Origin of the sequence: Paraferrimonas sp. SM1919, from assembly GCF_010993985.1 — a bacterium.
Taxonomy (GTDB): Bacteria; Pseudomonadota; Gammaproteobacteria; order Enterobacterales; family Shewanellaceae; genus SM1919.
Window position 1 is genome coordinate 54609 of the sequence record NZ_WINH01000019.1, and the last position, 25784, is coordinate 80392.

At 41.9% G+C, this 25784-nt stretch carries 20 protein-coding genes; 11 read left to right on the top strand and 9 right to left on the bottom strand.

Annotated elements, in window-relative coordinates:
• The first annotated feature begins 6 nt into the window (after positions 1 to 6).
• From GFB48_RS12500 to GFB48_RS12510, 3 genes are all read left to right on the top strand, one after another.
• Entirely contained in the window at positions 7 to 1986 is a 1980-nt protein-coding gene (locus GFB48_RS12500; protein WP_163936164.1) for an alkyl/aryl-sulfatase, read from the top strand.
• On the top strand, positions 1986 to 2801 hold the full coding sequence (locus GFB48_RS12505; protein ID WP_163936167.1) for an SDR family oxidoreductase: 816 nt from the start codon (positions 1986 to 1988) through the stop codon (positions 2799 to 2801). The genes GFB48_RS12500 and GFB48_RS12505 overlap by 1 nt, the downstream gene beginning before the upstream one ends.
• A gap of 282 nt (positions 2802 to 3083) precedes the next feature.
• Complete coding sequence (locus tag GFB48_RS12510) at positions 3084 to 4757, top strand: AMP-binding protein (RefSeq protein WP_163936169.1); 1674 nt, start codon at positions 3084 to 3086, stop codon at positions 4755 to 4757.
• A 65-nt stretch (positions 4758 to 4822) separates the two neighbouring features.
• On the opposite strand, the gene GFB48_RS12515 is transcribed toward GFB48_RS12510, so the two are convergent.
• The 6 genes from GFB48_RS12515 to GFB48_RS12540 form a co-directional block, all read right to left on the bottom strand.
• Complete coding sequence (locus tag GFB48_RS12515; protein WP_163936171.1) at positions 4823 to 5074, bottom strand: DUF1145 domain-containing protein; 252 nt, start codon at positions 5072 to 5074, stop codon at positions 4823 to 4825.
• Positions 5071 to 6372 carry a DsbA family protein gene (locus GFB48_RS12520; protein ID WP_163936174.1) on the bottom strand — a complete coding sequence of 434 codons (1302 nt, stop codon included), beginning with the start codon at positions 6370 to 6372 and terminating at the stop codon, positions 5071 to 5073. Before GFB48_RS12520 ends, GFB48_RS12515 begins: the two co-directional genes overlap by 4 nt.
• A 41-nt stretch (positions 6373 to 6413) precedes the next feature.
• The gene (locus GFB48_RS12525) at positions 6414 to 7550 is read right to left on the bottom strand and encodes a glutathione S-transferase family protein (RefSeq protein ID WP_163936177.1); all 1137 of its coding nucleotides are present in this window, start codon (positions 7548 to 7550) and stop codon (positions 6414 to 6416) included.
• Between the two features lie 105 nt (positions 7551 to 7655).
• Positions 7656 to 8483, bottom strand: coding sequence for an SDR family oxidoreductase (locus GFB48_RS12530; protein ID WP_163936180.1), 828 nt, complete (start codon positions 8481 to 8483; stop codon positions 7656 to 7658).
• Positions 8484 to 8491: 8 nt separating this feature from the next.
• Positions 8492 to 9553, bottom strand: a complete 1062-nt coding sequence (locus tag GFB48_RS12535; protein ID WP_163936183.1) for an MBL fold metallo-hydrolase — start codon at positions 9551 to 9553, stop codon at positions 8492 to 8494.
• 11 nt (positions 9554 to 9564) lie between these two features.
• Complete coding sequence (locus GFB48_RS12540; RefSeq protein ID WP_163936186.1) at positions 9565 to 10173, bottom strand: glutathione S-transferase family protein; 609 nt, start codon at positions 10171 to 10173, stop codon at positions 9565 to 9567.
• Positions 10174 to 10346: 173 nt separating this feature from the next.
• On the opposite strand from GFB48_RS12540, the gene GFB48_RS12545 reads away from it, so the two are divergent.
• From GFB48_RS12545 to GFB48_RS12555, 3 genes are all read left to right on the top strand, one after another.
• Positions 10347 to 11693: a glycosyltransferase family 2 protein gene (locus tag GFB48_RS12545; RefSeq protein ID WP_163936188.1), complete on the top strand. Its 1347-nt coding sequence runs from the start codon at positions 10347 to 10349 to the stop codon at positions 11691 to 11693.
• 85 nt (positions 11694 to 11778) lie between these two features.
• Positions 11779 to 12840 (top strand): hypothetical protein, encoded by a 1062-nt coding sequence (locus GFB48_RS12550; RefSeq protein ID WP_163936191.1) that lies wholly within the window; start codon positions 11779 to 11781, stop codon positions 12838 to 12840.
• A gap of 129 nt (positions 12841 to 12969) precedes the next feature.
• Positions 12970 to 14994 (top strand): methyl-accepting chemotaxis protein, encoded by a 2025-nt coding sequence (locus tag GFB48_RS12555; protein WP_163936194.1) that lies wholly within the window; start codon positions 12970 to 12972, stop codon positions 14992 to 14994.
• Positions 14995 to 15060: 66 nt separating this feature from the next.
• Here the strand turns inward: GFB48_RS12555 and GFB48_RS12560 are convergent, their stop codons facing one another.
• Positions 15061 to 16377, bottom strand: a complete 1317-nt coding sequence (locus GFB48_RS12560; RefSeq protein WP_163936197.1) for a DEAD/DEAH box helicase — start codon at positions 16375 to 16377, stop codon at positions 15061 to 15063.
• 258 nt (positions 16378 to 16635) lie between these two features.
• Here GFB48_RS12560 and GFB48_RS12565 point away from each other — a divergent pair, with 258 nt between their 5' ends.
• The 3 genes from GFB48_RS12565 (at position 16636) to GFB48_RS12575 (ending at position 21449) form a co-directional block, all read left to right on the top strand.
• On the top strand, positions 16636 to 17310 hold the full coding sequence (locus GFB48_RS12565) for a hypothetical protein (protein WP_163936200.1): 675 nt from the start codon (positions 16636 to 16638) through the stop codon (positions 17308 to 17310).
• 395 nt (positions 17311 to 17705) lie between these two features.
• Positions 17706 to 19217 (top strand): sulfatase, encoded by a 1512-nt coding sequence (locus GFB48_RS12570; protein WP_163936203.1) that lies wholly within the window; start codon positions 17706 to 17708, stop codon positions 19215 to 19217.
• A gap of 495 nt (positions 19218 to 19712) precedes the next feature.
• Positions 19713 to 21449: an aldehyde dehydrogenase family protein gene (locus GFB48_RS12575; RefSeq protein ID WP_163936206.1), complete on the top strand. Its 1737-nt coding sequence runs from the start codon at positions 19713 to 19715 to the stop codon at positions 21447 to 21449.
• Positions 21450 to 22028: 579 nt separating this feature from the next.
• Here the strand turns inward: GFB48_RS12575 and GFB48_RS12580 are convergent.
• Positions 22029 to 22523 (bottom strand): hypothetical protein, encoded by a 495-nt coding sequence (locus GFB48_RS12580; protein WP_163936209.1) that lies wholly within the window; start codon positions 22521 to 22523, stop codon positions 22029 to 22031.
• Positions 22524 to 22782: 259 nt separating this feature from the next.
• Here GFB48_RS12580 and GFB48_RS12585 point away from each other — a divergent pair, with 259 nt between their 5' ends.
• Entirely contained in the window at positions 22783 to 23265 is a 483-nt protein-coding gene (locus tag GFB48_RS12585; RefSeq protein WP_163936212.1) for a hypothetical protein, read from the top strand.
• A 38-nt stretch (positions 23266 to 23303) separates the two neighbouring features.
• On the opposite strand, the gene GFB48_RS12590 is transcribed toward GFB48_RS12585, so the two are convergent.
• Positions 23304 to 24653 carry a DNA recombination protein RmuC gene (locus GFB48_RS12590; RefSeq protein ID WP_163936215.1) on the bottom strand — a complete coding sequence of 450 codons (1350 nt, stop codon included), beginning with the start codon at positions 24651 to 24653 and terminating at the stop codon, positions 23304 to 23306.
• Positions 24654 to 24825: 172 nt separating this feature from the next.
• Between GFB48_RS12590 and GFB48_RS12595 the strand changes: the two genes are divergently transcribed.
• The gene (locus GFB48_RS12595; RefSeq protein ID WP_163936218.1) at positions 24826 to 25782 is read left to right on the top strand and encodes a dimethylarginine dimethylaminohydrolase family protein; all 957 of its coding nucleotides are present in this window, start codon (positions 24826 to 24828) and stop codon (positions 25780 to 25782) included.
• Positions 25783 to 25784: the final 2 nt, after the last annotated feature.

Here is a 25784-nt window from a genome sequence, read left to right on the forward strand (position 1 = left end):
GGGATAATGAAGTACCTTATACCAGTCATAGCGGCGGTACTTAGTGCTTGTCAGCCAGTTGTAGAAAATAACAAGCAAGCGAATAACGAAGTCGATGAACACGGTTTTACTGCACCTACCCAGGCGACCATTAGCTTGCAGCAGCGTTATCGACAGCAGTTAACCGAAGTGCCCCAAGATTGGCAAAATGCCACCCAAGGCTTAATTGCCATGGGGGCGGGTAAGGCCGCTGACATTTGGGAGATGCAGCAGTATCAGTTTATTGATGGCCAAGCCCCTAATTCGGTGCACCCAAGTCTGTGGCGTCAGGCCAAGCTCAATAATCAATTTGGTTTGTTTAAGGTCAGTGACAATATTTATCAAGTAAGAGGATATGATCTTGCCAGCATGACGCTGCTGCGTGGGCCACAGGGAGACATTCTCATCGATCCCCTTACCAGCCGCGAAACCGCCCAAGTGGGGTTAGATTTAATCACCAAAGAACTCGGCGATTTGAGCCTTAAGGCGGTGATTGTCAGTCACTCCCATGTGGATCATTTTGGTGGCATTGGTGCCATTATTGATAGCACTCGGTCCGAGCTAGAAATTATCGCGCCAGAGGGCTTTGTTGACGAGGCGGTGAGTGAAAACCTCACCGTTGGGCCTGCCATGTCACGCCGCGCCGAATACATGTATGGCCGCTGGTTGCCTAAATCTGCCCGCGGCCATATTGGTTCGGGACTGGGTAAAGAACCAGCCCTTGGTACCATTGAGTTTTATTTGCCCACTCGCATTATTGATAAATCACAAACACATCACATTGCAGGCTTAGAGCTGGATTTTCGTTTTGTGCCTGAGGCAGAAGCACCCGCCGAATTGGTGTTTTATATGCCAAAGCAAAAAGCATTATTTGGCGCAGAAATCCTATCTCACACCATGCATAACCTATACACCCTAAGGGGAGCAAAGGTGCGAGATGCCCTTAAATGGAGTGACTATATTGATGACATGGCCACAGAATTTAATGATGCTGAAATCTTTTTTTCCAGCCACCACTGGCCAATCTGGTCACAAGCGCAAATCCAATCTTTTCTAACTAAGCAATCTGATACCTATCGCTATATCCATAACCAAAGTGTGCATTTACTCAATCGTGGCTTTGATGGTGAAGAAATAGCCGAGCAAATCCAGTTACCAGATAGCCTCAATAACAGTTATCACAACCAAGGCTATTATGGTTCACTGAGTCATAATTCAAAGGCGGTATATCAGGCCTATATGGGCTGGTTTAATGCTAATCCCGCCCAATTGCAGCCATTACCTAAGATTGAGGCGGCCACACGCTATGTTTCGTTAATGGGTGGGGTGGATGCTATCGTCGACAAAGCCCAGTTAAGTTTTACAAACGTCGATACATTAGCACCAGCAAAGGTATTAAAAGAGTACCGCTGGTTGGCACAGTTGCTCAACCATTGTGTGCTGGCAGAGCCCGAACATAGTGGAGCTAAACAATTATTAGCCAAGGTGTATGATCAACTCGGCTATTTAGCCCAATCTGCCCCATGGCGCGATTTCTATTTATCTGGGGCCTATGAGCTTAGACACGGCAATCAGTCCCAAGGGGTTGACCCTGCGGATATTAAACATCTGTTAAATCATGCCAGTTATGAACAAATCCTTGGTATTTTAACGGTTAACTTTAATGGTCAACAATACGCCGATGATAGTCAAAGTATTGGTCTAGTGATTGATGGCATGAGTTATCAATTGAGTATCAATAACGGCGTAATGCGTTATCACAAGGTAGCCAAACTGGCTCCTGAGTTGGCCAGCATAACCCTATCCAAGGCCATGTTAATCAAGCTTATTACTAAAGAGGCAGGAGTAAAGCAGCTGTTATTTGCAGATGATTTAGAGTTTTCGGGATCATCACTGGACTTAATTGCCTTTTTCAGCAAGTTAAGCCCTGCCAATGGTGACTTTAATTTACTACAAGGGAATGAATAATGAGTGAGTACCGCAATCAGAAAAGGGCTTTTATTACTGGCGCAGGCAGTGGTTTAGGCAGAGAACTGGCAAAATGCTACGCTAATTTTGGCTATAAACTGGCCTTGGTAGACGTTAACGCTGAAGGCCTCGAACAAACGGCGCAAAGCTTACACGGTTGTGAGGTGCTGACTATGATTGCCGATGTTACTCGGCTCTCGGATCTTGAAAAAGCCAAAGATGAAATCGTTAAACAGTGGGGCGGGGTGGATGTCATTATTAATAATGCCGGTATTGGCGGTACCTTTGGTGGCATAGATAAGGTAAGCATTAAGGACTGGCAGCAGGTATTAGATATTAATTTATTGGGGGTGGTAAGGGGCTGTAAAGCATTCACGCCAGTGTTTAAAACCCAAGGTGGCGGTCATATTATTAATATTGCATCCTCTGCGGGGCAAATGACTCCCCCAAAAATGGCGGCTTATAACGTCGCCAAAGCTGGGGTGATTGCCCTGTCAGAAACCCTAAGATTTGAGTTGGATAGGGACAATATTGGCGTGACAGTGGTGTGCCCAGCATTTTTTACCACCAATCTCACCAGTTCGATAAAATCGGATTCGGCTGATGTGGTCAACAGAGTGGATAGGATCATGGCAAAGTCAGAAATCTCAGCAGCCGATATTGCCCAAATGATTTTTGAAGCTCAACAAACTCAAAAGTTTATGCTTTTACCCCATAAATTTGAGCGTAGACTGTGGCTTTATAAACGATTCATGCCTGAATCATTTGCCAAATCAATGCAAAAGCAGATGAAAAAACTATTTAAAAGGGGGTAACACCATACTTTAGAGTAAATGCTCTACGGTTTGATTTTTTTCAGCTTTAATTTGTCCGGTGTCAACGAAGTCTCGTTGTTAAATTTGTATGATGGCTGCTAATTACACTTAAAAAGCACTTTATAATGCTCTAAATTCAGTTATTTTCAGTAACAATCAAAAGTGAGATAAATTACTAGTTTTTCAGATTAAAGTGAATTAAGTTAATTTATTAATAGAGTGGCCAGCCATTCTAATGACAATAAAATAAACAATAAAAATAAAAAGGTTAAGGAGCAACCCATGAGTAAAGTTTGGCTTCAACAAAGTTACCCTGCGGGCATTCCCCATGAAATTGATGCTGATAAATACGCCTCAATTAACGAACTATTTAATAAATACTCCAAAGAGTATGCTGATAGAACCGCCTACATTAATATGGGGAAACGCATCAGCTTTGCCGAAGTTCACCAGCAGGCCAACGACTTTGCTGCCTACCTTCAACAACACTTAGGCTTAAAAAAGGGCGATAAAGTGGCGATAATGATGCCAAACCTGCTGCAATACCCGATTGCGTTGTTTGGTGCCCTTCGTGCAGGCATGACCGTGGTAAACGTCAATCCACTCTATACGGCCAGAGAGTTAGAGCATCAGCTCAAAGACTCTGGCGCTAAAGCCATAGTGATTGTGGCTAACTTTGCCCATACCTTAGAACAAGTCATAGCCAATACACCGGTTGAGCATGTGGTTGTTACTCAACTTGGAGACCGCCTTGGTGGCTTAAAGGGGATGTTAGTCAATGCTGTGGTTAAGCATGTGAAAAAAATGGTGCCAGCCTTTAAATTGCCTAACGCGATAGTTTTTAATAAAGCATTAAAAATTGGCGCGGCTAACACCTTTGAACCAGTGGCTGTGGCGGGGGAAGACTTAGCGTTTTTACAGTACACCGGAGGCACGACCGGCCCATCTAAGGGGGCAATGCTAAGCCATCGCAATATGGTGGCCAACCTCGAGCAAGCGAAAGCCTTTATTAAGCCGACTCTAGATGGCAGCCCAGAGTTAATTGTAACAGCGTTGCCGCTGTACCATATTTTTGCCTTAACAGCGAATTGCTTAACCTATTACACCCTAGGCGCTTCTAACCTGTTGATCACCAACCCGCGGGATATGCCAAATTTTGTGAAAGAACTTGGTCAGTATCCGTTTACCGCATTAACGGGGGTAAATACTTTATTTCAAGGCTTACTAAACACCCCAGGGTTTAGTGACTTAGATTTATCTAAGCTTAAGCTCACTTTAGGTGGTGGTACTGCCGTGCAAAAGCCTGTAGCAGAACATTGGAAGCAAGTGACTGGTTGTACCATGTTAGAAGGTTATGGCCTGACCGAGTGTTCACCTGTGGTATCGATGACGCCATTTAACCAAGCTGAGTTTAGTGGCACTATTGGTATCCCTATGCCATCTACAGATGTTCAAATTCGTGATGACGAGGGCAATGAGCTAGCAATCGGTGAACGCGGTGAATTGTGGGTAAAAGGGCCACAGGTTATGCAAGGTTATTACAACCGTGAAGATGCCACTGCAGAAACCATTAAGGATGGTTGGTTAGCCACGGGGGATGTCGCCATTATGGATGAAAAAGGCTATTTCACTATTGTGGATCGTAAAAAAGACATGATTTTGGTTTCGGGCTTTAATGTATACCCGTTTGAAATTGAAGAGGTGATTGCTACTCACCCGAGCGTGCTTGAAGCTGCTGCTGTTGGCATTAAGGATGATAAAACCGGCGAAGCAGTAAAAGCCTTTGTGGCCTTTAAACCTGGCCAAAGTGCTTCAGTGGAAGATCTTATTGAGCACTGCCGTGAAAATCTGACCAATTATAAAGTCCCCAAAGATATTGCGATTTTGGATGAGTTGCCTAAAACTAACGTTGGTAAAATCCTGCGCAAGGATTTAAGGGAAGTTGAGCCCGCGTAAATAGGCATGAGTCAGCAGTCCAAAAACCAGTGACGGTAACGTCACTGGTTTTTTTATATTGAAATTTATTGGGGAGCCCTAAGTTTAGGCTTGATGTGTAAAAAACCAAATAATAAAACTTGCATAAAGTCGGTGATAGAATGATGGCCATTTTGCTGAAGCTTTCGATAAAAAAGCACAAACTCAAGGGCATGAATAATGGCTAGGGTGATCCCAATGGGCAGTAAGTGTTGTTGTAAAGGCGTAAATAAATTAATGAAAAATGCCAACCAGAACAGGCCGACACTGAACTTGATCAATTTCCAAAAATATTTCATTGGGCTTCCTTTTTGCTTATTGAAGAATCGATAATTTGTTGTTCTATTCGGTACAGTTGGTCTTGGCCGAATAAGGTTTGACCTTGGTAGTTGATGCAGGGCACCCCCCATTGGTCGTGCTGGTATAGTTGCTCTAAATTGTCCTGAGCCCAGTTACGCCAGTCTTGATTATTTAGGATACGGGTTGCTTGATGCCAATCTAGACCCGCTCTTTTAACGATTATTTTTAAATGATTGTCTTTAGCGCAATCTAGGCCCTGGGACCAAGCGCCAGTGGCAGCACTCAGTAATAATTCGATGCCAAGATCATGGCTTTGAGCCCACTGGTACAGTGCGTATACTCGTTCAATACCGACACCAAGTGGATCAGCGACTTTACCAAACTCAATGCCCTGCCGCAGGGCTTCTCTTTGAGTATCTAAGGCAATATAAAATTTCTTATTTTTGGGGACCTGCATTCTGCGCATTACCATAGGTAATACAGGCTTAACAATGAGTTCAATACCATAATGTTGGGCCAGTTTATTGGCTTGTAAAAGCATTAGGTAAGAGTAGGGGCTGCGTAACGACCAAAATAAGGTTATGGATTCACCAGCGGCTATATTAGCCTCGGCAAATTGCAGCTGTTTATGGTTGTATCGAACTGGACTTTGTTTTTTTAAAATAATCCGATTAAGTCGATGCTCTAAATGACATAATCGATTTATGCTCCAAAACCAGTCACCTTGATAAAAGATATTACCCGTTAAATAATGCCCAAGCTGCTTTTGGTGGTGTTGATTATGGAGTAGATGATGTGAGTAGCACTCATAATTTCGTTTTACTGCTGGACTGATGTGGCGGTTTAATGCTGCCGCGTCAGCCAACCAAAAGCTGTCAAATAACGCCGATATTTGTGCAAAACTGTCACTTTTTAACTCATAGTGAAGCAACTGAGCAGTGGCCTGTTGGATTTGCAGCTTGCTGTGTGTCGGCGGGTGTTGTGGAAAATCGATTTGATAATGCTTAGCCAAGGCCTGAGCATCTTTAAAAGCATTACTGTCCCATAACTTTGGGGCTGGATACATATCTTGTTGTTTATCCAAGACCGTTCTTATATCCAGAGTGACCCCGTAGTGTTCGACAAAATAAGGAAGTTGTTTTAGCAGCAAGTAACTGTGAGGACAATTAACAGCGATAAATACTTGCAGAGTATGGGGCTGCTTTGCCTTTTTACGGCGTTTTTCTTGCAGATCTTCTCTTATTTTCTGCAGTTTAGGGCTTAATAATAGTTGGCTAATCAGTGGTTTTAGCGCCATAGTTGACCTCTTTAATAGCCTAAACTGCAGACTTTTAGTAATTATTGTTTACTTTTTCTTCGTTCTGGGTGCGGGCCCGCAAGTTTGGTTTGTAACTTATGCCTTTTTAATGGCGGACCAAGGTGGCTGTGCAATAAGCTTGGGTAGCCAAGTTCGATTAACCAAGAATGGATTTTTTGTCTTTCTTCCAATGGTTGTTGGAATACTCTGGCAAAACATTGTTGCACCATCCATAGGCTGTAAGGCAGGGCGCGTCTTTGGTAGGGCATCTCTGCCATTGGGAAACGGACAGTTCCTACCGTTCTGGGTAACACTTTGCCAATTTTGACGCCTTTGCTTTTGACATAATGATTGGTCTGATCGGCAATGGCTTGAACCATCGGCATAAATTCATTCATCAAACGAGCGATAATCGGCAGTAAAGTCGTTGGGATCTGATCATTATCTAAGTACTGGCCTTGCGGATTAGCACCTTCAGTCACTCGGTTTATCCAAGCTTTCAAATATGGTCGGGAAGGTATCAGTTCTTGTTTTGGGTAAGGATCCCGAGCTAAGTGCGGCCCTAAGGGACCAAGTAACGCAAAATCGGCAATGCAAGGACGAGAACCAAGCAAATATTTATGTTCTTTGAAATGGTTATCCAACTCGTCGAGGGCTTGTTTGCTCCATGATTCAAGAATAGGGATCTGCTCTGGAACCACGCCAACTACTGGTAAGTAATTTTTTAAGGTATTGGCAATTTTATTTACTAGAATATTTTTTATGTTTCTAGGAAACCAAGGGAGCAAAGAATCGCCAGCTTCCCGGTAGAAAGCATCATGATTTTGTGAAAATGACCAGCGATAATGCATCGCAATGGGTATCCACCATTCATCTGCCCAAGCTTCTAAAAGTTCGGCAACGAATTTTTGTTTCGGTGAAGATGGGTATATGGGATTTTTAGGATAACGACGCTCAAGATAGATGCCTAGCTCGGTGGTGTCTTGTAACCAAACTCCAACATCATTTTTAATGATAGGCATTACTTTTATGCCGGTCTTTTTGGGTAATGAATAAAAGAAATCCCATGCATTAATGTCTTTTTCTTTGTATGGAATTTCTTTGAATTTCAATAATGCTCTTGCTTTAGCGGAAAAATATGATAGTTTCCAAGCATAAAGTGTATATGGCTTAGCCATAAATTCTTCCTTAAATAATCGTTATATAGAATCCGTCAATAATAAAACGACCAACTGTCCTGAAGCTGAATAGTGTTAACTAAATGCTATCCGAAAGTAAAATAATTATTTCGAAAATTTTCGAGAGATTAATTTATAAAGCCAATATGGGTTAATTCTTTTGAGCCAATAGGCAAAATTTACTTGTTGCCCAACCACCACGACACTTTTGTTTTGTTGGATGGCTGTCAGCGTCTTGCTGGCAACTAATGTTGCTGGTAAGCCTTGTTTAATAAACATTTTTTGGATGCTGTTTGTTACTTTGGGGTTATCCATAGAGCCAAAAAGTTTTACTTTAGCTGCAATAGGGGTTTTTACAAAATCTGGACAAATCACCGAAACACCAATGTTAAAATAATCCAGCTCAGTACGCAGACATTCGCTTATGGCAATTAAAGCGGCCTTGGTGGAACTGTATGCAGACATCCCCATAAAGGGCAGCAAACCGGCAGCGCTGGCAATATTAACGATGTGCCTTGGTTGATTATCAATCTTATACTGTTGTTTCATGGCGCTGAGTTGAGGTTGCAGATTTGCTACCAGTGCGGTTATGTTTAAATGATACAAGCGCTGCCATTCATCCAAAGGTATTTCATCAAATAAGCCGGCACTGACGATACCAGCGTTGTTAATGATTAAGTCAGCACAAGGCTTGTGCTGATTAATGGCATCCTTAAGCCGTTTGGGGGAGTCAGGACTCGTCAGATCGACACTTAATGTCGTCACTTGGGTTTTATTGCTGAGCCGTCGGTAAGCTTCAGCAAGTTTATCTGGGTTACGTGCCACTAATAATAAGTGCCAATTGTGTTGAGCTAAGGTGTCGGCAATAGCGAGCCCTATACCACTTGAGCCACCGGTGATCACAGCCAACTTGTTGGTACCATCAATCCTCATCGCCGTTCCTATAATACATTGCTTACGGTTAATTCGCCGCTTTGTAAATCAATACTATAAATATCACCATCTTCACTTAGGTAGGCGTCACCAGAGTAATGCTCGGCAACGCCTTGCATAAAGCGTTTCTCCATATTGCTGGTAGGTAGACGCGGCACAATATGGTGAAGCACCAATGCTTTAGCGCCTGCTTGCTCGGCCAATTGTGCACTTTGGCTAGGACTGGTGTGATAATCCAAAATATCATGGGTAATTTTTTCAAGCCTAGGGCGCTTAGCTTTTTTCGCAAAGCCGTTAAGCCTTTGCACGAAGTTCATCGATAGCGCTTCGTGGAAAATGATATCGCTGTCTTTGGCGATATCCACCAGATGTGCTTGATAAACGGTATCACCGCTAAAGAGGACTGAACGACCTTTATATTCAATTTTATAGCCTATGGCCGCATCAATAGGATGGTGATCAACGTTAAACGCTGAAATGACTAAATCGCCATCGCGGAGAACTTCAATAGTTTGGGTATTTTGTACAACTAAAGTCGTGGCCTTAGCCAAACCGCCTTGTTCAGGCATGGTTTTTAGGCCGTGATGGGCAATCCGATAACCCCGATCAAGTTGATAAGCTTGATTAAAGCCTGCTACGACTTGCTCTACTCCAGTAGGGCCATATACATCAAGGGGTGCTTGCCGACCGGAATTGGCCCATGTTTGAGTCATTACAAAGCCTAAGCCATTAATATGGTCGGAGTGGAAGTGGGTGAGCAGCACCTTATTGATTAGGCCCATGCTTAAGCCCATATGGGCGATGTTATTGACGCCATTACCACTATCAATCAAGATAGCGTGGTCACCTGCTAATACCACGGCGCAGGAACTGTCACGCTTAGGATCAGGAATGGGGGAGCCAGCACCACACATAAATACCGTTAAGGTACCTTGATAGTCCTTAAGCGGATTACTGGTCATGGTTTTTACAGCCATGGTTTCTATGAGTTTATCGGTGATGGTATCTTGTAAGGCCCATAAACTGGCGCCAATCAGCGCTACTGTCGCAACAAGGATTTTTATTTTCATTGGGATTCCTGCTATACCGAGGCACTAGGACGCTGGCTGATTTGTTTGTACCAGTTTTGTAGATTAGGATGTTCTTCTGTTAAACGAACCTTAATCACACGGGCAAAATCTATGCTGCATAATAGCGTGATATCGGCGATACTAAATGTATCGCCAGCGGCATAATCATTATCAGTAAAATGTTTTTCTAACCTTTTTAGATAGCTATGGGCACTATTAATGCATTGCTCTCCCCAACTTGGATTTGGAGTCATGCGATCTTTAAAGTAACCAGTAGAATGTTGAAAGCCCATGCCCACCACATTCATAAAGTACAGCTCAATTTGCCGATGGTGCATTTCGATTAATGCCTGCTCTAGCGGGCTTTTACCAAATAAAGAATGATCACCAGCAACCGCAGCAAGGTAGCGACAAATGGCGACGGTTTCCCCAATACAGGTACCATCATCAAGCTCAAGAAAAGGGATTTTACTGCTTGGATTTTTAACCAAAAGTTCAGGTTTGAGGTTGTCGCCTCTGGCTAAATCAAGTTCGATTAAAGCTAACTCAACGCCAACTTCATGGGCAAACATACGAACTCTTCTTGGGTTAGGCGCCTGTTGCGTTTGATAGAGTTTCATAGCAGTCCTCGAGGTAAAATTTAGATTGTTGTTAATAATTTGTCACAAACAATGACAATAATCAACGTTAAAAACATATAAGTTAATCAATGGTTTAATTTAAGTCATTAAAGGGTGGTGATATTTTGGTCGCTTTTTTTGATGGTTCATTTTAAGCAATATTAAGGTAAAAAATGTTTAGCACATTGTCATCTAAACTAGGGTTGCTCACCTTAGGATATGGCTTAACTGCATGGATTATTTATTTAGCACTGTTTACCGTTCCTGTGGATAGCGGACAATTGGTTCTTTCTCGAACGTTAATTACGCTGCTATTGCTGCCAATCTTGATTAAGTATTTGATTCAGTTGTTAGCACTGCCTTGTTACGCCTGGATTGAAAGGCGTCGATTGAAGTATGGCAACTTAGCTACTGATACATTAGTTTCTGTGCTGCTGCCAGCCTATAACGAGGAAGTTGGCATTATTGCCACATTAGAGTCGATTTTAGCGTCAGATTATCAACATTTTGAAGTGATAGTGATCAATGATGGTTCGACGGATTCAACTCACTCTAAATTAATTAATTTTATTGGCTCCAGACAAATGTTTGGCATGAACGATAACATTAAATACCTAAGTATTGACAATGGCGGTAAGGCTAATGCTTTAAATCAAGGCCTTAAGTTAGCCAAGGGCGATATTATTATGACTATTGATGCTGACTGTTTGATGACAGCCACCACTATTAGCAACACTTTAAAACGCTTCACTAGCGCTAAAGTGGGCGCAGTCGCTGGTAATATCGTTATTGCTAATCAATACAAAGCTATTGAGTTTATTCAGCAGCTGGAATACTTATTTGGTTTTACCCTAAGACGCAGTGATTCGACTTTTAATGCTCTAATGGTGATCGGTGGGGCTGCAGCGAGTTATCGTAAGCAAGTATTAGAAGAAGTCGGTGCTTTTAATCAAGATATTGTTACTGAAGACATTGAGATGTCAACTCGAATACTAGCGGCTGGCTATAAAACACGTTTTGCTGCTGATGCTATTACTTATACAGAAGCCCCCTCTACTTGGCGCAGTTTCTGTGAACAGCGATTACGATGGAAGTATGGTCGACTGCAAACCTTTCAAAAATTTAAATCGCTATTTTTTAGCCGCCAAGGTCATCATAATAAATATTTAACTTGGTTGATTTTGCCGGTGGCTATTTATGCTGAGTTGGTGCTGCTATTTGAATTTTTAATAATCAGTCTAGCTATAGGTCATTGCAGCATTTATCAAGATTTTTGGCCAATGCTGTTACTGATTTCATTTCTAGCAGTGATTACCATGGTAAAAATATTTTTTATTTCAAATCAGAAACAACATAAAAAGTTGGTTTTGTTAGCGCCTCTAAGTTGGTTAATCTTTTATATAGTGGATGCGATTGAGTGGCAGGCACTGTATCGAAGTTTGAAACGATTAAGAAATAATAATCAATTAAAGTGGCAAAAATGGCACAGACAGGGTATACAAATTGAAGGCGACAGTTAATGTGAATTAACAAGCTGACATTATTAATTTAAATCGTTACTCTATAAAGGTTTTTTACGACCTTTCGTTGTAGTTGGAGGTTCTTTTGGAATTGTCGTCATTTTTTTGTACCAAGGGTAAAGATAACCCGATTCGTTTTATTACTATAGAGATCTTTGCAGTCATCGGTTTCGCATTGAGCTGGTTGGTTTTTGCCCATACACCATTATTATGGTTACTCGGTTTACTGATCATTGGGGTCATTACGTTGTCTGCTTATCGGCGGGTGCTGGATTCAAAAAAAGGCTTACTTGGGGTTATCCTTTGTGCACTTGCTAATAGTATTTTATTTGCAAATTTGGTTGTGCCATCAGGCTGGCTTGGTTTGAGTATGAGTCTATTGCTGGTGGCCTTAACGACTTTTTTTGTAGCCAAAGATAAAAGCCAAACTCGTGGTCAGTTTGTCCAGGGGTATTGTGGTCCCAAACAGGTTACTCCAAGAATACGTCCAGCCAGAATGCGTATCGAACCAACGTTAGGGGAGCAGCCTCCAAAGTTAGCTGAGCCTAAAGATCAAATTGCCCAACATCAGTATGATTCTGAGCCCCCACATCAAGATTTATTGCAACAAAGCTGGCAGCAGTTACTGCAGCAGTTACAAGCCTTGCCATTAAAGCCGATCACCATAGCTGCGAGCCTGTTGGTAAGCCTATTGGTGATCACCATTATGGTGACACACTTGATTAATGACGAGGGTGAATACCAAGATGAGTCGCCAGCGCAAGTGCAATCAGAACAGTTAAATAGCTCAGATGTTTCCCTAGATGATGGCTTAGATTTGCACTTAGTCGTTGCCAATAACCAATTTTATGTAAGCTGGTTTGGTGAAGCGAACAGCAGTGGCCGCCTATGGGATCTCGCCACTGCAACAGGTGATCTAAGTTGTAGTGAATTAAGTTTTAATAAAAATGATAAATTCAGGCCAATTCAAGTAGACGTGCTCGACACCGGTAAAACTCGCGCTCAGTTCAGTCCCCTTGATACTAAGGCAATTATAAATCAGCTAGCAAAAAGGAATCAGGCGAGTATTTGTGGCTATAAATTTAGTCTAAAAGGAAGCACCAATGCGATGAGTATTAATGATGATTTTTTTAATTTAATGGATTAATTAAAGTTTATCGTTAATGGCTGCTCAATGGGGCTGGATATTTTTTTAGCCCCTAAAACAATAATAATATTTTTTAAAACCGATCTCGCAGTTTGAGTTGTCGCGTGATCACAAAAGAAGGATGATTTTGTGAAGTTCACTGTAGCACAAAAAATTTCAGCAGGTTTTGGGGTGATCCTGCTGTTACTATTGACCCTAGGGATCATGTTCTATCAAGCCATATCCTCGGTAAAAGACCATTCCGTGGTGATCCAACAACAGGTTATTCCTATTTTGGATGGGAGCGTTAAGCTCAAGACTCAACTAGCAGAACAGCAAAGGATTTTTGTATCTGCTTTTCATGCTGATAGTGAGCAGGTGCTCAATGATTTATCCCAGCAAAGTCAATCGAATGTGGCAGGCTATCAACAACAGGTCGAGACATTAGCGCAGCGAGTAGCAAATAATGAGCAGCTCAAGTTAGAACTTGATAGCGCTAGAAGTGATAAATTAAAAATTGATGCTAGCTTACAGCAGTTGTTACAAATTCGTTCCAATGTGATCAAGCAACTGCTCGATTACAATCGTTTGATGGGAGAGTGGCAACAAAACCTCTCAAGCAGTAAAGCCACTTATAAATCGATCCAGTCGCAATTGGATTCTGAGCAACAACGAAGCACATGGACACCGATTTTATCTGAGCTTACGGTTCAATCTGACACGATATTATTGTTGATGTTTCGTTTGCAAGGTGCCGAAAATGAAAATGCTCAGGGATTAATGGCGACGGTGTTAGAACAACAAGCATGGCAACTGATAGAAAATATTGCAAAACTTGAAAATGCCGAGTTAAGCCTTAACGATAGCCAACGCCAATTGCTCTTGTCTTTAACTGAAAATTTAGAAGATGCGATTGCCGATTTAATCGATGCCAAAATGAATGCCCAGGAAGCCCTCGATAACGCCACCGCACTTAGCTCAAAGTTCCAACAAGATTATCAGAGTGTGCTGTTAGGATTAAATGCATTACTTGATTCCGTTCAAGACTATTCTGAGCAAGCCAATGGACAATTAACCAAAGAACTAGACAATCGCCAAATGCAAAGTGTGGTGTTTATGCTGGTGGCATTGCTTATTGCTGGTGTCAGTGCCTATGTGATCATTGCTCCTATTGTTTCTGGTATTAAAAAAATTAATCATTCCTTAGCGTTGATTGCTTCGGGAGACATGAGCCAGTCGTTAAAATTAGGCAGCCGCGATGAATTAGAAACGGTATCGGATAATATCAACATTTTAAGAAGCTCCTTAAGTCAGCTGATTAGCAATATTATTTCGAGTTCACAACAGTTGGCATCCGCCTCTGAGCAAACCTCGGCCGTTTCAACACAGAACTCGGCAGGTTTAACATCACAGCGACAGCAAATTGAATCAGTGTCAAGTTCTACTTTTGAACTCCATAGCAGCAGTGCAGAAGTGGCGAAACATGCGCAACTGGCTCAACAGCAAATTGAAAAAGCTCAGCAACGTGCCGAACAAATTAATTTGTTATCAAGCTTGACTAAAAACACCATTAATTCTTTGGCACAGGAAATGACCCAAGCATCAGCCGTGATCACCGATTTAAGTCAAAAAACCAAAGACATTGAAATGGTTGTAGAAGTGATTAATGCGATTGCCGAGCAAACCAATTTATTAGCGTTAAATGCGGCTATTGAAGCGGCCCGAGCAGGAGAGCAAGGCCGTGGATTTTCGGTCGTGGCGGATGAGGTTCGCAGTCTTGCCCAGCGTACTCAAAACTCAATTGGTGACATCCAACAAACGGTTTCTAAGCTACAGCAACAAGCTAATAATGCAGTGGCAGTGATCAAACAAGGAGGACTTCAGGCTGAAGCTTGTATCAAGCATGCTGAGGGCTCCAGTGATGAAGCTGAGAAAATCTATCAAGAAGTTAACCTAGCATTAAATTCAGGCATGGAAATAGCTTCGGCCACAGAACAGCAGAATCAGGTTAGTGCCTCATTATCTGAAAGCCTTGAAGAAATTGCCGCATTTTCAGAGCAATCAGCTTCAGGAGCGGTGCAATTGGAACGCTCCAGCAACGAGTTAGCTGCTTTAGCCGAGCGTCTGCATGGTAGCGTGACACAGTTTAAGTTGGACAGTAACGTCAGCAATTAACGGTAGCTGCAACAACATTGGCGCCCTTGGCTTGAGTCCGTTAATTAGGGCGCCAATTTGCTAGGCTTATTTCCTGTGTTTAGCCCAAGGGTCGTTATCCCCTCGGTTGCCCAGCTTGGCCGTTTGTTGTGCTCTTTGAGCAGATGTTGGCTTGATTTTGACGGGCTTTTTCAAGTTTTGTTTATCTGCTGCAGCAGGTCTTTGTTTGGCGACAAAATTTAAGTCAGACTTTGGCAATGGCTTCCTAGGCTCAAATCCTTCGACTTGATTACGTTCGATAATCATATTTAATCGCTTTTCGATTGCACAGAGATTTTTAAAGTCATCTTTTGATACAAAAGTAATGGCTTCCCCGAGTTTGCCTGCGCGGCCAGTTCGGCCAACCCTATGAATATAATCATCGGGCTCGAAAGGCAGATCATAATTGATGACACAATCTAGGCCTTCAATGTCGATACCACGAGCGGCGACTCCGGTAGCAACTAAGTAGTTCACTTGGCCTTTTGCAAACTGTTGTAGCACTTGAGTGCGAATAGCTTGGGAACGGCCAGAATGGAATGATTCAGCAATGATCCCGCGTTTTTCAAGTTGACTCACTAATTTAGCAGCACCGGCCTTGGTTTGAATGAATATTAACGCTCTTGGATATTCGCCAGACAGTAATAATTGGCTGATTAGAGTTGATTTTTTCTCTTTATCTACAGGGGTCAGCCATTGTTTTACCGTTTCGGCGGTGCGGTTTTTAGGTAACGCTTTAATGATAACCGGATCATTAAAGGTGTTTTTAGCGAGCCTCTGTAATGTGGGCGCCATGGTGGCTGAAAACAATAAATTTTGGCGATGTTTAGGTAACTGCTCAATGATCCGTTCAATGTCATCATAAAAGCCCATATCCAGCATTTTATCCGCTTCATCTAAGACTAAATAGTTAACTTCATCTAGATAAAGCGCCCTCTGAGTAAGTAAGTCCCTTAACCTACCTGGGGTGGCAATAAAAATATCCACCCCTTTTATTAATGCCTGCTTCTGTGCTTCATAGGGAACACCACCGTAGGCGGCGAAAGTGGTCAAAGGAGAAACATCAATATAGTTGGCAATGTTTTTGGTTAATTGCTGAGCTAATTCTCTGGTTGGGCATAAAATGAGGGCACGAATACGTTTACCACGACATTTATGACCATTGTCTAGCTGTTGTATTAAAGGCAAGGTGAAGGCTGCTGTTTTACCGCTTCCGGTGGCGGCCATTGCGATTAAATCTTTACCAGCTAATGCCTGTGGGATGGCCTGTTGTTGAATTTCCGTTGCGGCGGTGTAGTTCAGTTTATCAAGCATTGCTAATAGATTTTCAGCAAGCCCTAATTGTTCAAATGATTTGCAAGACATGGAAGACGTCAATGAAGGTAAAATTGCCCTGATTATAGCATTTTGATTCCAATAACATGGGATAATTTACGTTGGTCAGAGCATTAATTGGTCAAATTGAAACTTTGCTAGCTAAATGTCCTTACTGAAGTTGTTAAGCAAGGATTAAGTGGCTACTCATTAATATGTTGGTGAGGTAATCGACTACCTTGTGTTTTATTCGTTTAAAGATAAAAATAAGCCGCTACAGGATGCTAGCGTGATGTTAAGGATAATTAGATGTACCTTCCGCTTTTATTAAATGATGGCCGTATGTATCTTAATATTGAAGGTCAGTTATGGTTAATCGATACGGGGTCTGCGGTCAGCTTTAGTAATAATAGAAAACTGGTTTTAGCAGGTGAATCTTTCGAGTTAGAGGAGCACTACCTTGGCTTTGACATTGAAATTCTCAATGGACAGCTGTCGCTCGCTTGTGAAGGTTTGCTTGGCACAGACATAATCAATCGCTTCGATTGGATATTTGATTTGAAAAATCAACAAGCTAGATTCTCAAGAAGTGAATTGCCTCTGCTACAAAATCAAATTAAAGCAGATTTTAGTTTTCAATGTCCTATTATCAATATTGAGATGTTAGGGCAGTCACAGCCTATGTTTTTTGATACCGGCTCCCAATTCAGTTACCACCTTGAACGAGATATTACCCAATGCCAACAAAATGGAAAGTTGCATGATTACAGTCCAGCAGTGGGTTATTTTAACAGTGATAGCTTTATTGTCGATGTCGATGTGTTGGGAATAAAAAGAGGCGAGATCATGGGGTTTTTACCCGAAACATCACCGCTATGTTCCAATCTTAAGCCTTTTAAAGTCAAAGGTATCTTAGGAAATAAAACCATAACAGAACATACTTTAGGTTATCATCCAAGTAGACAGATAATTTCATTGGCTTAATACGACCTAAATGACAGCATCGCCGCTTGGCTTGGTCATTATTTGAGAGACAAGGACCGTTGCTTTACTGAGCGGCAGCCCTTGCTCGAACTTCTTCGGTGATTTGCGACAGTAAACCAGCTACTGATCCTTGCAAGCGCAGTATTGCAATCTCATCATACTCCCATCAACACATGACTTGCGCTTGTTTGTTATTACCATTGACCGTATCTGGATAAACTTGCAATTAGGATCTGTAAAGTATTGTAAAGTTGAGTAATATCGTTTTATTTTTAAAGTGCTGTGAGGGTAAAGTAAGTTTTACTTCCATAAAAAAATTTATGGCAAGTTAGACAAACCTAGCAGCAAAAATGGATTTCTATACTTGCTGTAAAATAATACGAAAGAGCATTACTATGAAAAAAATTGCCCTCATTACTTTTATCTCTTCAGTTGGCCTTTGGGGTTGCAATGAAGCTGTTAAGGAAGAAAATGTTTCCGCCCAGGTTAAACGCCCAAATATTTTAATTTTAATGTCGGATAATCACTCAGATATCCACCTTGGCACTTATGGTGATAAGGTCGTGAAAACGCCGAATATTGATAAAATCGCGGCTCAAGGTATTAAATTTAACAATGCCTTTGGTGAGCAACCTTCTTGTTCACCTGCGCGAGCCGCAATGCTAACGGGACAAAACTCTTGGCGTTTAGGGGATGCCGCTAACTTATGGGGAAGTTTCCCGAAAGTCCCAGTTTACCCTGAATTACTTAAGCAGGCAGGTTATCATGTCGGCATTGAAGGCAAAGGTTGGGGCCCAGGCAAAGCCGAAGTAACAGGCTGGGAACATAACCCCGGTGGTGAACGATACGGCTCTTTCGAAGAGTTTTACAATGAAATTGATAAAGGTGCACCTTGGATGTACTGGTATTCAAGTCGCGATCCACATCGTCCATTTAAACGTGAAGGTTGGAAGAAAGCTAATGTCGATTTAGCGGCCATCGAAGTGCCTTCTTATTTGCCTGACACTGAGGATGTTCGTAAAGACATTGGCGATTACTATTACGAAATTCAGTCTTTTGACCGCGAAGTAGAGTCATACTTATCCTTAGTGGGTGAAATGGGACAGTTGGACAATACCATTGTGATTATTACCAGTGATAATGGTTGGCAGTTCCCAAGGGGATTAGCAAACTTATATGATGCGGGTACTAAGGTGCCTTTAATTGTGTATTATCCTAAAGGGTATAAAGGTGGTCGAGTTATTGATGATTTTGTGACTTTAAATGATCTCGCCCCCACTTTTCTTGAGTTAGCAGGTATTGAAATTCCGCAACAGATGACGGCTAAATCCTTGGTTAATATTTTGCAATCAGATGCCTCGGGTCAAATCGAGCCAGAGCGTGATTTTGCGGTAACCGCTCGTGAGCGCCACGCTTATGTTCGTCAAGATGGCAAAGGTTATCCAGGTCGAGCGATCCGCACCAAAGATTACCTATTAATTAAAAACTACACCCCAGAAGCTTGGCCGGCAGGTCAACCACCATTGTTTGGTGATGTTGATGCACATATGTTGCAGTACCCATCTCCGACAAAAATGGAAATGTTAGTTAACCGTGAAGACCCAGCCATCAAACCATTGTTTGAACTGTCATTTGGCAAGCGCCCAATGTATGAGCTTTATGATGTTAAAAACGATCCTGATCAAATTAACAACCTAGCGGCTGATCCAGCCTTTGCCAACGTTAAACAAGAACTGGAAGCTAAGCTGGTGGCTTATTTACAGCAAACCGGTGACCCAAGAGAAACCGAGGCGGTCTTTGATTGGGATGCTTCAGCCTATTACATGGAGAAGGACAAACGCCCCCGTCCGAGTCAAGAGGCAATTGAAGCGCTAGGTCTCGAGGAAGAATACAGTTACGTTGACTAAATAATACCAGTGTTTGGTATAAGCGCTAGCGGTATGCCGTTAGCGCTTTTTTTTTGTGAGGTATTTTGCTGATGTTTTTAATTCACCGTTTTACTGGCGCAGAACCTAGTGACAAGATGGTGTTAAGGACGACCAATATTATGACAGCTGGCGTGGCTATTAAGGCCCCCAAGACCTGTTAAACCGCCTAATATTTATGTTAATTATTTGAAAAATTGTAGAAAAATGATAGTGTGAATCCTCTGCTCGCTTTGGTTAATATTTTGCGTTTGAGGGGGTAATTACCCCCCCCAATTACATGATTTATAACCCTTATTAGCGGCAGCAAGATTAATCATGATTAACGTGAATAGTCTCAACGTTAGCGAGTTAACGTTATTATCATAAGCAAGCGATGACCACACCCTGTCAATATAGAACAATAATAGGTGTCGTTCATATTGCTTGCCGATAAATAAAAAAATCAGTTAGTTAAAATAATAAGAAGGTAAAAACATGGAAACAGCTGAGCAAACAAAATTAACTCTGCCAGTGGTGGATAAAGCATTGAATGTGCTGCAAGCAAATAAAACCGCTTGGGCTGAAAAGCCGGTAAAGGAGCGTATTGAACTGTTGCAGCAAATTAAAAAGCGTACTCTTGATGTTGCTGCGGCATGGGTTGATAAGGCCTGTGCGATGAAAAACATTCCCCATGGTTCGCCTTTAGCTGGAGAAGAGTGGCTATCAGGCCCTTATACTTTAATTGCTGCTTGTAATGGTTTAATCAATACCCTAAGCCAGCTCGAAGGAAAAAAATTCGTAGATTCCTTAAACAAGAAAAAACTTGCTAATGGGCAGTTAGCGGTAGAGTTAATGCCTCATTCAATATGGGATCATTTACTGTTCAGTGGTATTAAAGCTGAGTTGTGGATGCAGCCAGGCGTTAACGTTGACAACCTTAAGGCGAATACCGCTTCAGCATACGATATTGCCGAGAATGAGCGTCAAGCAGGCGTTGCCTTGGTGCTAGGGGCTGGTAATATTGCCGCGATTACACCGTTAGACTGTTTTCATAAGTTGTTTTTAGAGCATCAAGTGGTGCTGTTGAAAATGAATCCAGTAAATGATTATCTGGGGGCGTTTTTTGAACAAGCATTATCCCCCTTAATTGACCAAGGTTATCTGCAAGTTGTTAAAGGTGGTGGCGATGTCGGGGCTTATCTTTGTGAGCATGAAACTATAGTAAGTATTCATATTACTGGCTCAAAAGAAACCCATGATTTGATTGTCTGGGGCAGCAAAGAAGTGGCACTCGCGAATAAGCAGGCTAACACTCCAGTCAATACCAAGCCAATCACTTCTGAGTTAGGGGCAGTTTGTCCAACCATTATCGTTCCAAGTAACTGGACCAAAGCCGATTTACGTTTCCAAGCCCATCATGTTGCCACTCAAAAATTGCATAATTCAGGTTGTAACTGTGTCGCCAGTCAGGTTTTGATATTGTCTAAGCAATGGCCTCAATTAGAGGCGTTTTTGCTGCAGTTACAACAAGCCTTAGCCTCGGCCCCTGAGCGTGATGCCTATTACCCAGGCTTTAATGAACGATTAGATAAGTTAGCGGCAAAATATGGTGTGGAGAATTTCTCAAATTTTGATATTAAGCGCTTGTTAGTTAATCTTGATGAAGCAGAAAACCCACAACACTTCTATCAAAATGAAATTTTTGCTCAGGCTTTAGGCATTAAGTTAATTGATGAGATCGACTCTAAAGAGTTCTTAACTAAGGCCATTGAGTTTTCCAACTCCGAGCTGTTTGGTACTCTGGGGGCCAACATTATCATTGAACCTAAGGTCTATAAAAAATTGGGCCAAGAATGGCAGTTACTATTAACCGATTTAAAATATGGCACCATCGCCATTAATGCTTGGACAGGTTTAGGCTTTTTAACACCAATTTGTGGCTGGGGTGGCTATCCAGGGCATACCTTAGAGGATGCCGGTTCTGGTATTGGCATGGTACACAACACCTTTATGTTCGATAAATTGCAGCGCACTATTGTCGAGGCGCCATTTAGGCCATTTCCGAGAAACCTATTGCATGGCGGCATGACATTATTGCCCAATCCACCTTGGTATGTGCATAACACTAGGGGCGCAATTCTGGGTAAATTATTGACAGCGTTTCAGTTTAAGCCGAGCTTTTTGAAGCTGCCGAGAATCTTTTTCCATGCCTTAACAGCAAGATTAAAATAGTTCCTAAAAGCGCCAAATTATGGCGCTTTTTTGGTAGCTGACTTATGCCTATTGCTGGTCGTGCTGATGGTGTAGCGTTTACCGTGAGTCGTTGCAGACGATCCACCGCTGGGTGAGCTGTGTAAAAGGCGCTTACTTCCCTGTAGCGCCCAGTACTCTCGATTGAAGATGAATGCCTTAAGGTTAATTGGCCTTGAGGCAAGTAAAGCGTGCCACATTTCTAGTTATTATCAGTTGTGGCGAACTTTATTTTTGACGTCAGTTTGACTGATCTTATTGTTGGTGATTGACATCACTCTTGTTGTTGATCGCTTTATTGTTATTGTAGGGCGATTTTTATAGGCAACAGGGGCGTGCTTGCGACCCCTCTGGCTACGGCACTATTTGTACTGGATCACAGTTTCGATTAAAAGTGTTAACTGCATAAAAGTGCCGACTTTTACTTGGGCTTAACAAGGTTGGAACAGCTTGGTCACGGCTTGGGTACTGGGCTAAAACAATTGGCGCAATTGCTGTGATTAACAGCAAAGTTTGCCAGCAAAGAAAAAGGCACCACAATAGGTGCCTTTAACAGGAAGATTAATATGTCAGCAACGCTGGCTTCATTTGCAGTCGCCGTAGCATATCAAGCAAGATAAAGGTTAGGGTGTAAATAAGTGGAATTAACAGCAATCCATCTCCCCAGCCAGCACCGCCAATACCATCTAAGAAACGGTGGTAGTTATTAGGGGCCGCAAGTATATCGGTAAGCAATGAGCTGAAAAAGGTGAAGTAAAAAACTTTATAGACCGACAATGCTGTGGCGTTGTACCAAGCATAAGCCGCTAAAGTAAAAATAGCGAAAGAAGTGAAAGATAATGATACCAATCCAGAATCATTTTCTAAGTGCACAGTTAAGCTATTAATCAAAACCGTTACAACGAATAATATGATGATATTAAGATGATTGTGTATTTTATTTTTGTCAAAACTCAAAAATAGAAGGGAAAGGCAAAATGGCAACCCAAGACCGATAAGTGATTGCTGATCATTAATCACATGCAGGATATTGTTACTGAGGGCTTCAAAGAACATATCTAAACCTATCTAGCTGAGTGTAAGCTTTGCATCATTACAAGTAATAGAAACAGGGTCGCTAGTATGACTAACATCCGCCATATCCGTTAATATATCGAGCATATTATGTGAAAATTTGCGGGTAGCTTCTCATTCTTAAATAAGAAAGGTTTGTAACGAATTAAAGATTACTTCACAGAGACTTGTCTTTAGATATTATGCATTTGTCATCATTACAGCCTATAGTAAATACATGAGCTACTAATTTGGGTATTGTATGTTTACTAAAACGATTCAGAAATCATTAATCGCCAACGATTGTGTCGCAGCAGAGTTAGAGAATATTTTAGCGTTGATAGAAGATGATTTACTGAAAGAGCAGGTATGTGCGGTAATGCATATCTGTCAGTTTTATGGACACAGATTGCAAATTTGGACAGAAATACAAACCAATACCATACTCATTGGTAAATTTTCTGAAGCTCAACCCCAAGTATGGATGTCGATTGAAATGATGACATCCTCACCTAAATATGTGCTAGCTACTTTTTTTCAGCCTTTACTTGATGAACTCGCTGTAGAGGGGGGAATCGAACATAAGCAACAAGATCTGGCCACATACTACGGATTTCATAATCCCTTAACTTTGCCCAATAGCAGCTTGCCAAGTTATCAGTTAAATGGTGAGTTCGTTGAAAATGTGTTTGAAATCGCTAAACGCAAAGAGTTTTTTGCGCAAATCATAATGCAAGCATCTTAAGGAGCAAACGTGTTTGCTCCTGCTGGTTAGGTTGCAAATTATTGGTCGAGCTCTAACTGTGCTTTAGCCACAATCTCTTTAGGTAATTCTTTGTTTACCGACACCCCAAGCTGCTTGAATTCAGACGCCTGTTTAATTAGGTTACCCCTGCCATTGATAAGTTGCCCCATGGCCAGTTCATAGTTATCTTTAGCTTTATCAAGCTGATCACCCACGGTTTTCATACTACTAAGAAAGGTATTAAGCTTGTTGTAAAACTTTTCAGCACGATTGGCTAATTCGGCAGAATGCTTGGATTGTTGTTCAAAGCGCCATAACTGTCTAATAATATTTAAACTGGTCAGAAGGGTAGTTGGCGTGGCCACCAGAATGTTTTTTTCAAGGGCAGCTTGGAAAATCCCTTCATCATGTTTAATCGCTTCCACATAGGCGGATTCAATCGGCACAAACATGACCACAACCTCAGGGGCATTGATGCCAATTAATTTGCCGTAGTTTTTATCGGCTAGGGTATTAATATGGTTTTTGATGGCGCTAATGTGGTCAGCTAAAGCTAAATTACGCTCAGTCTCATGCTCACTATTAACAAAGCGAGTATAGGCATTAAGAGACGTTTTGGCGTCGATCACCATATGTTTATCTTGTGGAAGGTTTACGACAACGTCAGGACGCATGTCAGCTCGAGTGAGCCCATCCTCAGAGCGTAACGCAACTTCCCTTTGGTAATCCTCGCCTAAACGTAAGCCGGATTTATCGAGGATATTTTCCAGCATTAGCTCGCCCCAATTACCCTGTGTCTTTTTTTCACCTTGCAATGCACTCGTCAGTCTTTGGGCTTCTTGGGTAATGTTTTGGTTGAGCTTTTGTAGGTTCTCTAATTCATTTTTTAAGGCACTGCGTTGCGCGGTTTCTTTGTTATGGATATCTTCAACTTTTTGTTTAAAGCCTTTTAACTCATTGTGAATTGGATTGAGAATACTCGACACACTTTGGCTGTTTAGCTCGGTAAAGGTTTTAGACTTTTTCTCTAAGATCTCGTTAGCTAAATTTTCAAACTCCTGTTTTAATTGTTTTTTTGAGTCTTGAAGTAATTGCAACTGTTGTTGGTGATGCTGTTGTTTCTCATGCTGAGAGGTTTGTAACTGGACATATTGTTGTTGCAGCTGCTGTTGTTGGGCTTGGGCTTGTTGCAGTTCAGCGCTCAGCTGTTGGTGCTGCTGCTTTAATTCAAGATTGGATTGCTCAGTATAAACAAGACGCGTACGCAGCTCTGTATGAGCTAACACGAGCTTGGTGTGTTTGCTGGATTGTACGCGCCAATAAATCATCAACAAAATTAGCCAGATCATACTTGAAATAGCGGCGGTAATAATCAGATTTGTATCCATGTTAAATCCATCAAAAATAAAAGATCCTATTATTGATTGTTCATCTGTCGAATTTCAATCAAAGATTCATAAATCCTGTTGGTCATGACTCTGACATGAATATAATTGTATACACTCTAGTTTGATGATTGGTTAAGCTACACACATAACAATAATAAAATGGATGTATGTTATGGTTAATGTCAATTATGAATGGGATAAGCTAAATGAGGTAATCATCGGTCGTGGTGATAGCTACCGAGTGATGCAATGGACCCCAGAATATGAATTTGCCCCTCAAGAAGAACAAGACTTTGTAAAAGCATATGCAGGCCAACTGCTATCAAAATGCGATCCAGAGTTCTCTGAAACTTTAGTTAAACAACTCAACACTTTGGCCGCTACCCTAGAGCAAATGGGAGTTAAAGTTCATCGCCCTAGACCTTTTACTGATGATGAGGTCGATTATTTAAGTCACATACGCCTAGGTGCACAACAAATGTTTTGCCGTGATCCAATTATTGTGATTGGTAATAAAGTGATTGAATCGGGCATGCGCGACCCAGCTGAACGTAACGCTAAATGGCCGATACGCCAAATTTTTAATCAACTTAATGTGCCCCATCAATATGTCGGCGTGCCAGAACCCGAGCCAGTAAATAATAATCATGGCTTTGGCCCAGGACCTTTTATTGAAGGTGGCGATACCCTGCTTATGGGGAGGGATATTTTGGTCGGTTTGTCCGGTCATGCTTCTAATCAGGCAGGCGTTGACTGGCTGCAAAATTACTTAGGTGCTGACTATAAAGTACACCCAGTTGAACTCACCGGAGGCGTATTGCATCTTGATTGCGCTTTAGCATTGATCAAGCCGGGCTTAGCCATTGTCTGCCCTGAGGCCTTTGAAGGTGGGCTGCCTGAACAAATTAAGGATTGGCAGCACATTGAAGTGACCCTCGAACAAGCCAGTTATTTGGCGTGCAATGTGATGGTGTTAGAGCCTGGCAAGGTCATCGCTGGTAAAGAGCATCCTCAGGTGGTTGCCCAATTGCGAGAGCATGGAGTGGACGTGGTCGAATTAGAGTTTGATGCGGTTTCCCGTGTGGGTGGCGCCTTCCGCTGTGCCCATCATCCAATTCATAGGGGGTAATT

Excerpts from the sequence above, each read along its gene's own strand:
- GFB48_RS12560 (WP_163936197.1), bottom strand. The coding sequence starts at position 16,377 with ATGTCTTGCAAATCATTTGAACAATTAGGGCTTGCTGAAAATCTATTA.
- GFB48_RS12575 (WP_163936206.1), top strand. The coding sequence starts at position 19,713 with ATGGAAACAGCTGAGCAAACAAAATTAACTCTGCCAGTGGTGGATAAA.
- GFB48_RS12520 (WP_163936174.1), bottom strand. The coding sequence starts at position 6,372 with ATGGCGCTAAAACCACTGATTAGCCAACTATTATTAAGCCCTAAACTG.
- GFB48_RS12505 (WP_163936167.1), top strand. The coding sequence starts at position 1,986 with ATGAGTGAGTACCGCAATCAGAAAAGGGCTTTTATTACTGGCGCAGGC.
- GFB48_RS12570 (WP_163936203.1), top strand. The coding sequence starts at position 17,706 with ATGAAAAAAATTGCCCTCATTACTTTTATCTCTTCAGTTGGCCTTTGG.
- GFB48_RS12510 (WP_163936169.1), top strand. The coding sequence starts at position 3,084 with ATGAGTAAAGTTTGGCTTCAACAAAGTTACCCTGCGGGCATTCCCCAT.
- GFB48_RS12540 (WP_163936186.1), bottom strand. The coding sequence starts at position 10,173 with ATGAAACTCTATCAAACGCAACAGGCGCCTAACCCAAGAAGAGTTCGT.
- GFB48_RS12515 (WP_163936171.1), bottom strand. The coding sequence starts at position 5,074 with ATGAAATATTTTTGGAAATTGATCAAGTTCAGTGTCGGCCTGTTCTGG.
- GFB48_RS12580 (WP_163936209.1), bottom strand. The coding sequence starts at position 22,523 with ATGTTCTTTGAAGCCCTCAGTAACAATATCCTGCATGTGATTAATGAT.
- GFB48_RS12500 (WP_163936164.1), top strand. The coding sequence starts at position 7 with ATGAAGTACCTTATACCAGTCATAGCGGCGGTACTTAGTGCTTGTCAG.
- GFB48_RS12590 (WP_163936215.1), bottom strand. The coding sequence starts at position 24,653 with ATGGATACAAATCTGATTATTACCGCCGCTATTTCAAGTATGATCTGG.
- GFB48_RS12525 (WP_163936177.1), bottom strand. The coding sequence starts at position 7,550 with ATGGCTAAGCCATATACACTTTATGCTTGGAAACTATCATATTTTTCC.
- GFB48_RS12530 (WP_163936180.1), bottom strand. The coding sequence starts at position 8,483 with ATGAGGATTGATGGTACCAACAAGTTGGCTGTGATCACCGGTGGCTCA.
- GFB48_RS12565 (WP_163936200.1), top strand. The coding sequence starts at position 16,636 with ATGTACCTTCCGCTTTTATTAAATGATGGCCGTATGTATCTTAATATT.
- GFB48_RS12545 (WP_163936188.1), top strand. The coding sequence starts at position 10,347 with ATGTTTAGCACATTGTCATCTAAACTAGGGTTGCTCACCTTAGGATAT.
- GFB48_RS12595 (WP_163936218.1), top strand. The coding sequence starts at position 24,826 with ATGGTTAATGTCAATTATGAATGGGATAAGCTAAATGAGGTAATCATC.
- GFB48_RS12535 (WP_163936183.1), bottom strand. The coding sequence starts at position 9,553 with ATGAAAATAAAAATCCTTGTTGCGACAGTAGCGCTGATTGGCGCCAGT.
- GFB48_RS12585 (WP_163936212.1), top strand. The coding sequence starts at position 22,783 with ATGTTTACTAAAACGATTCAGAAATCATTAATCGCCAACGATTGTGTC.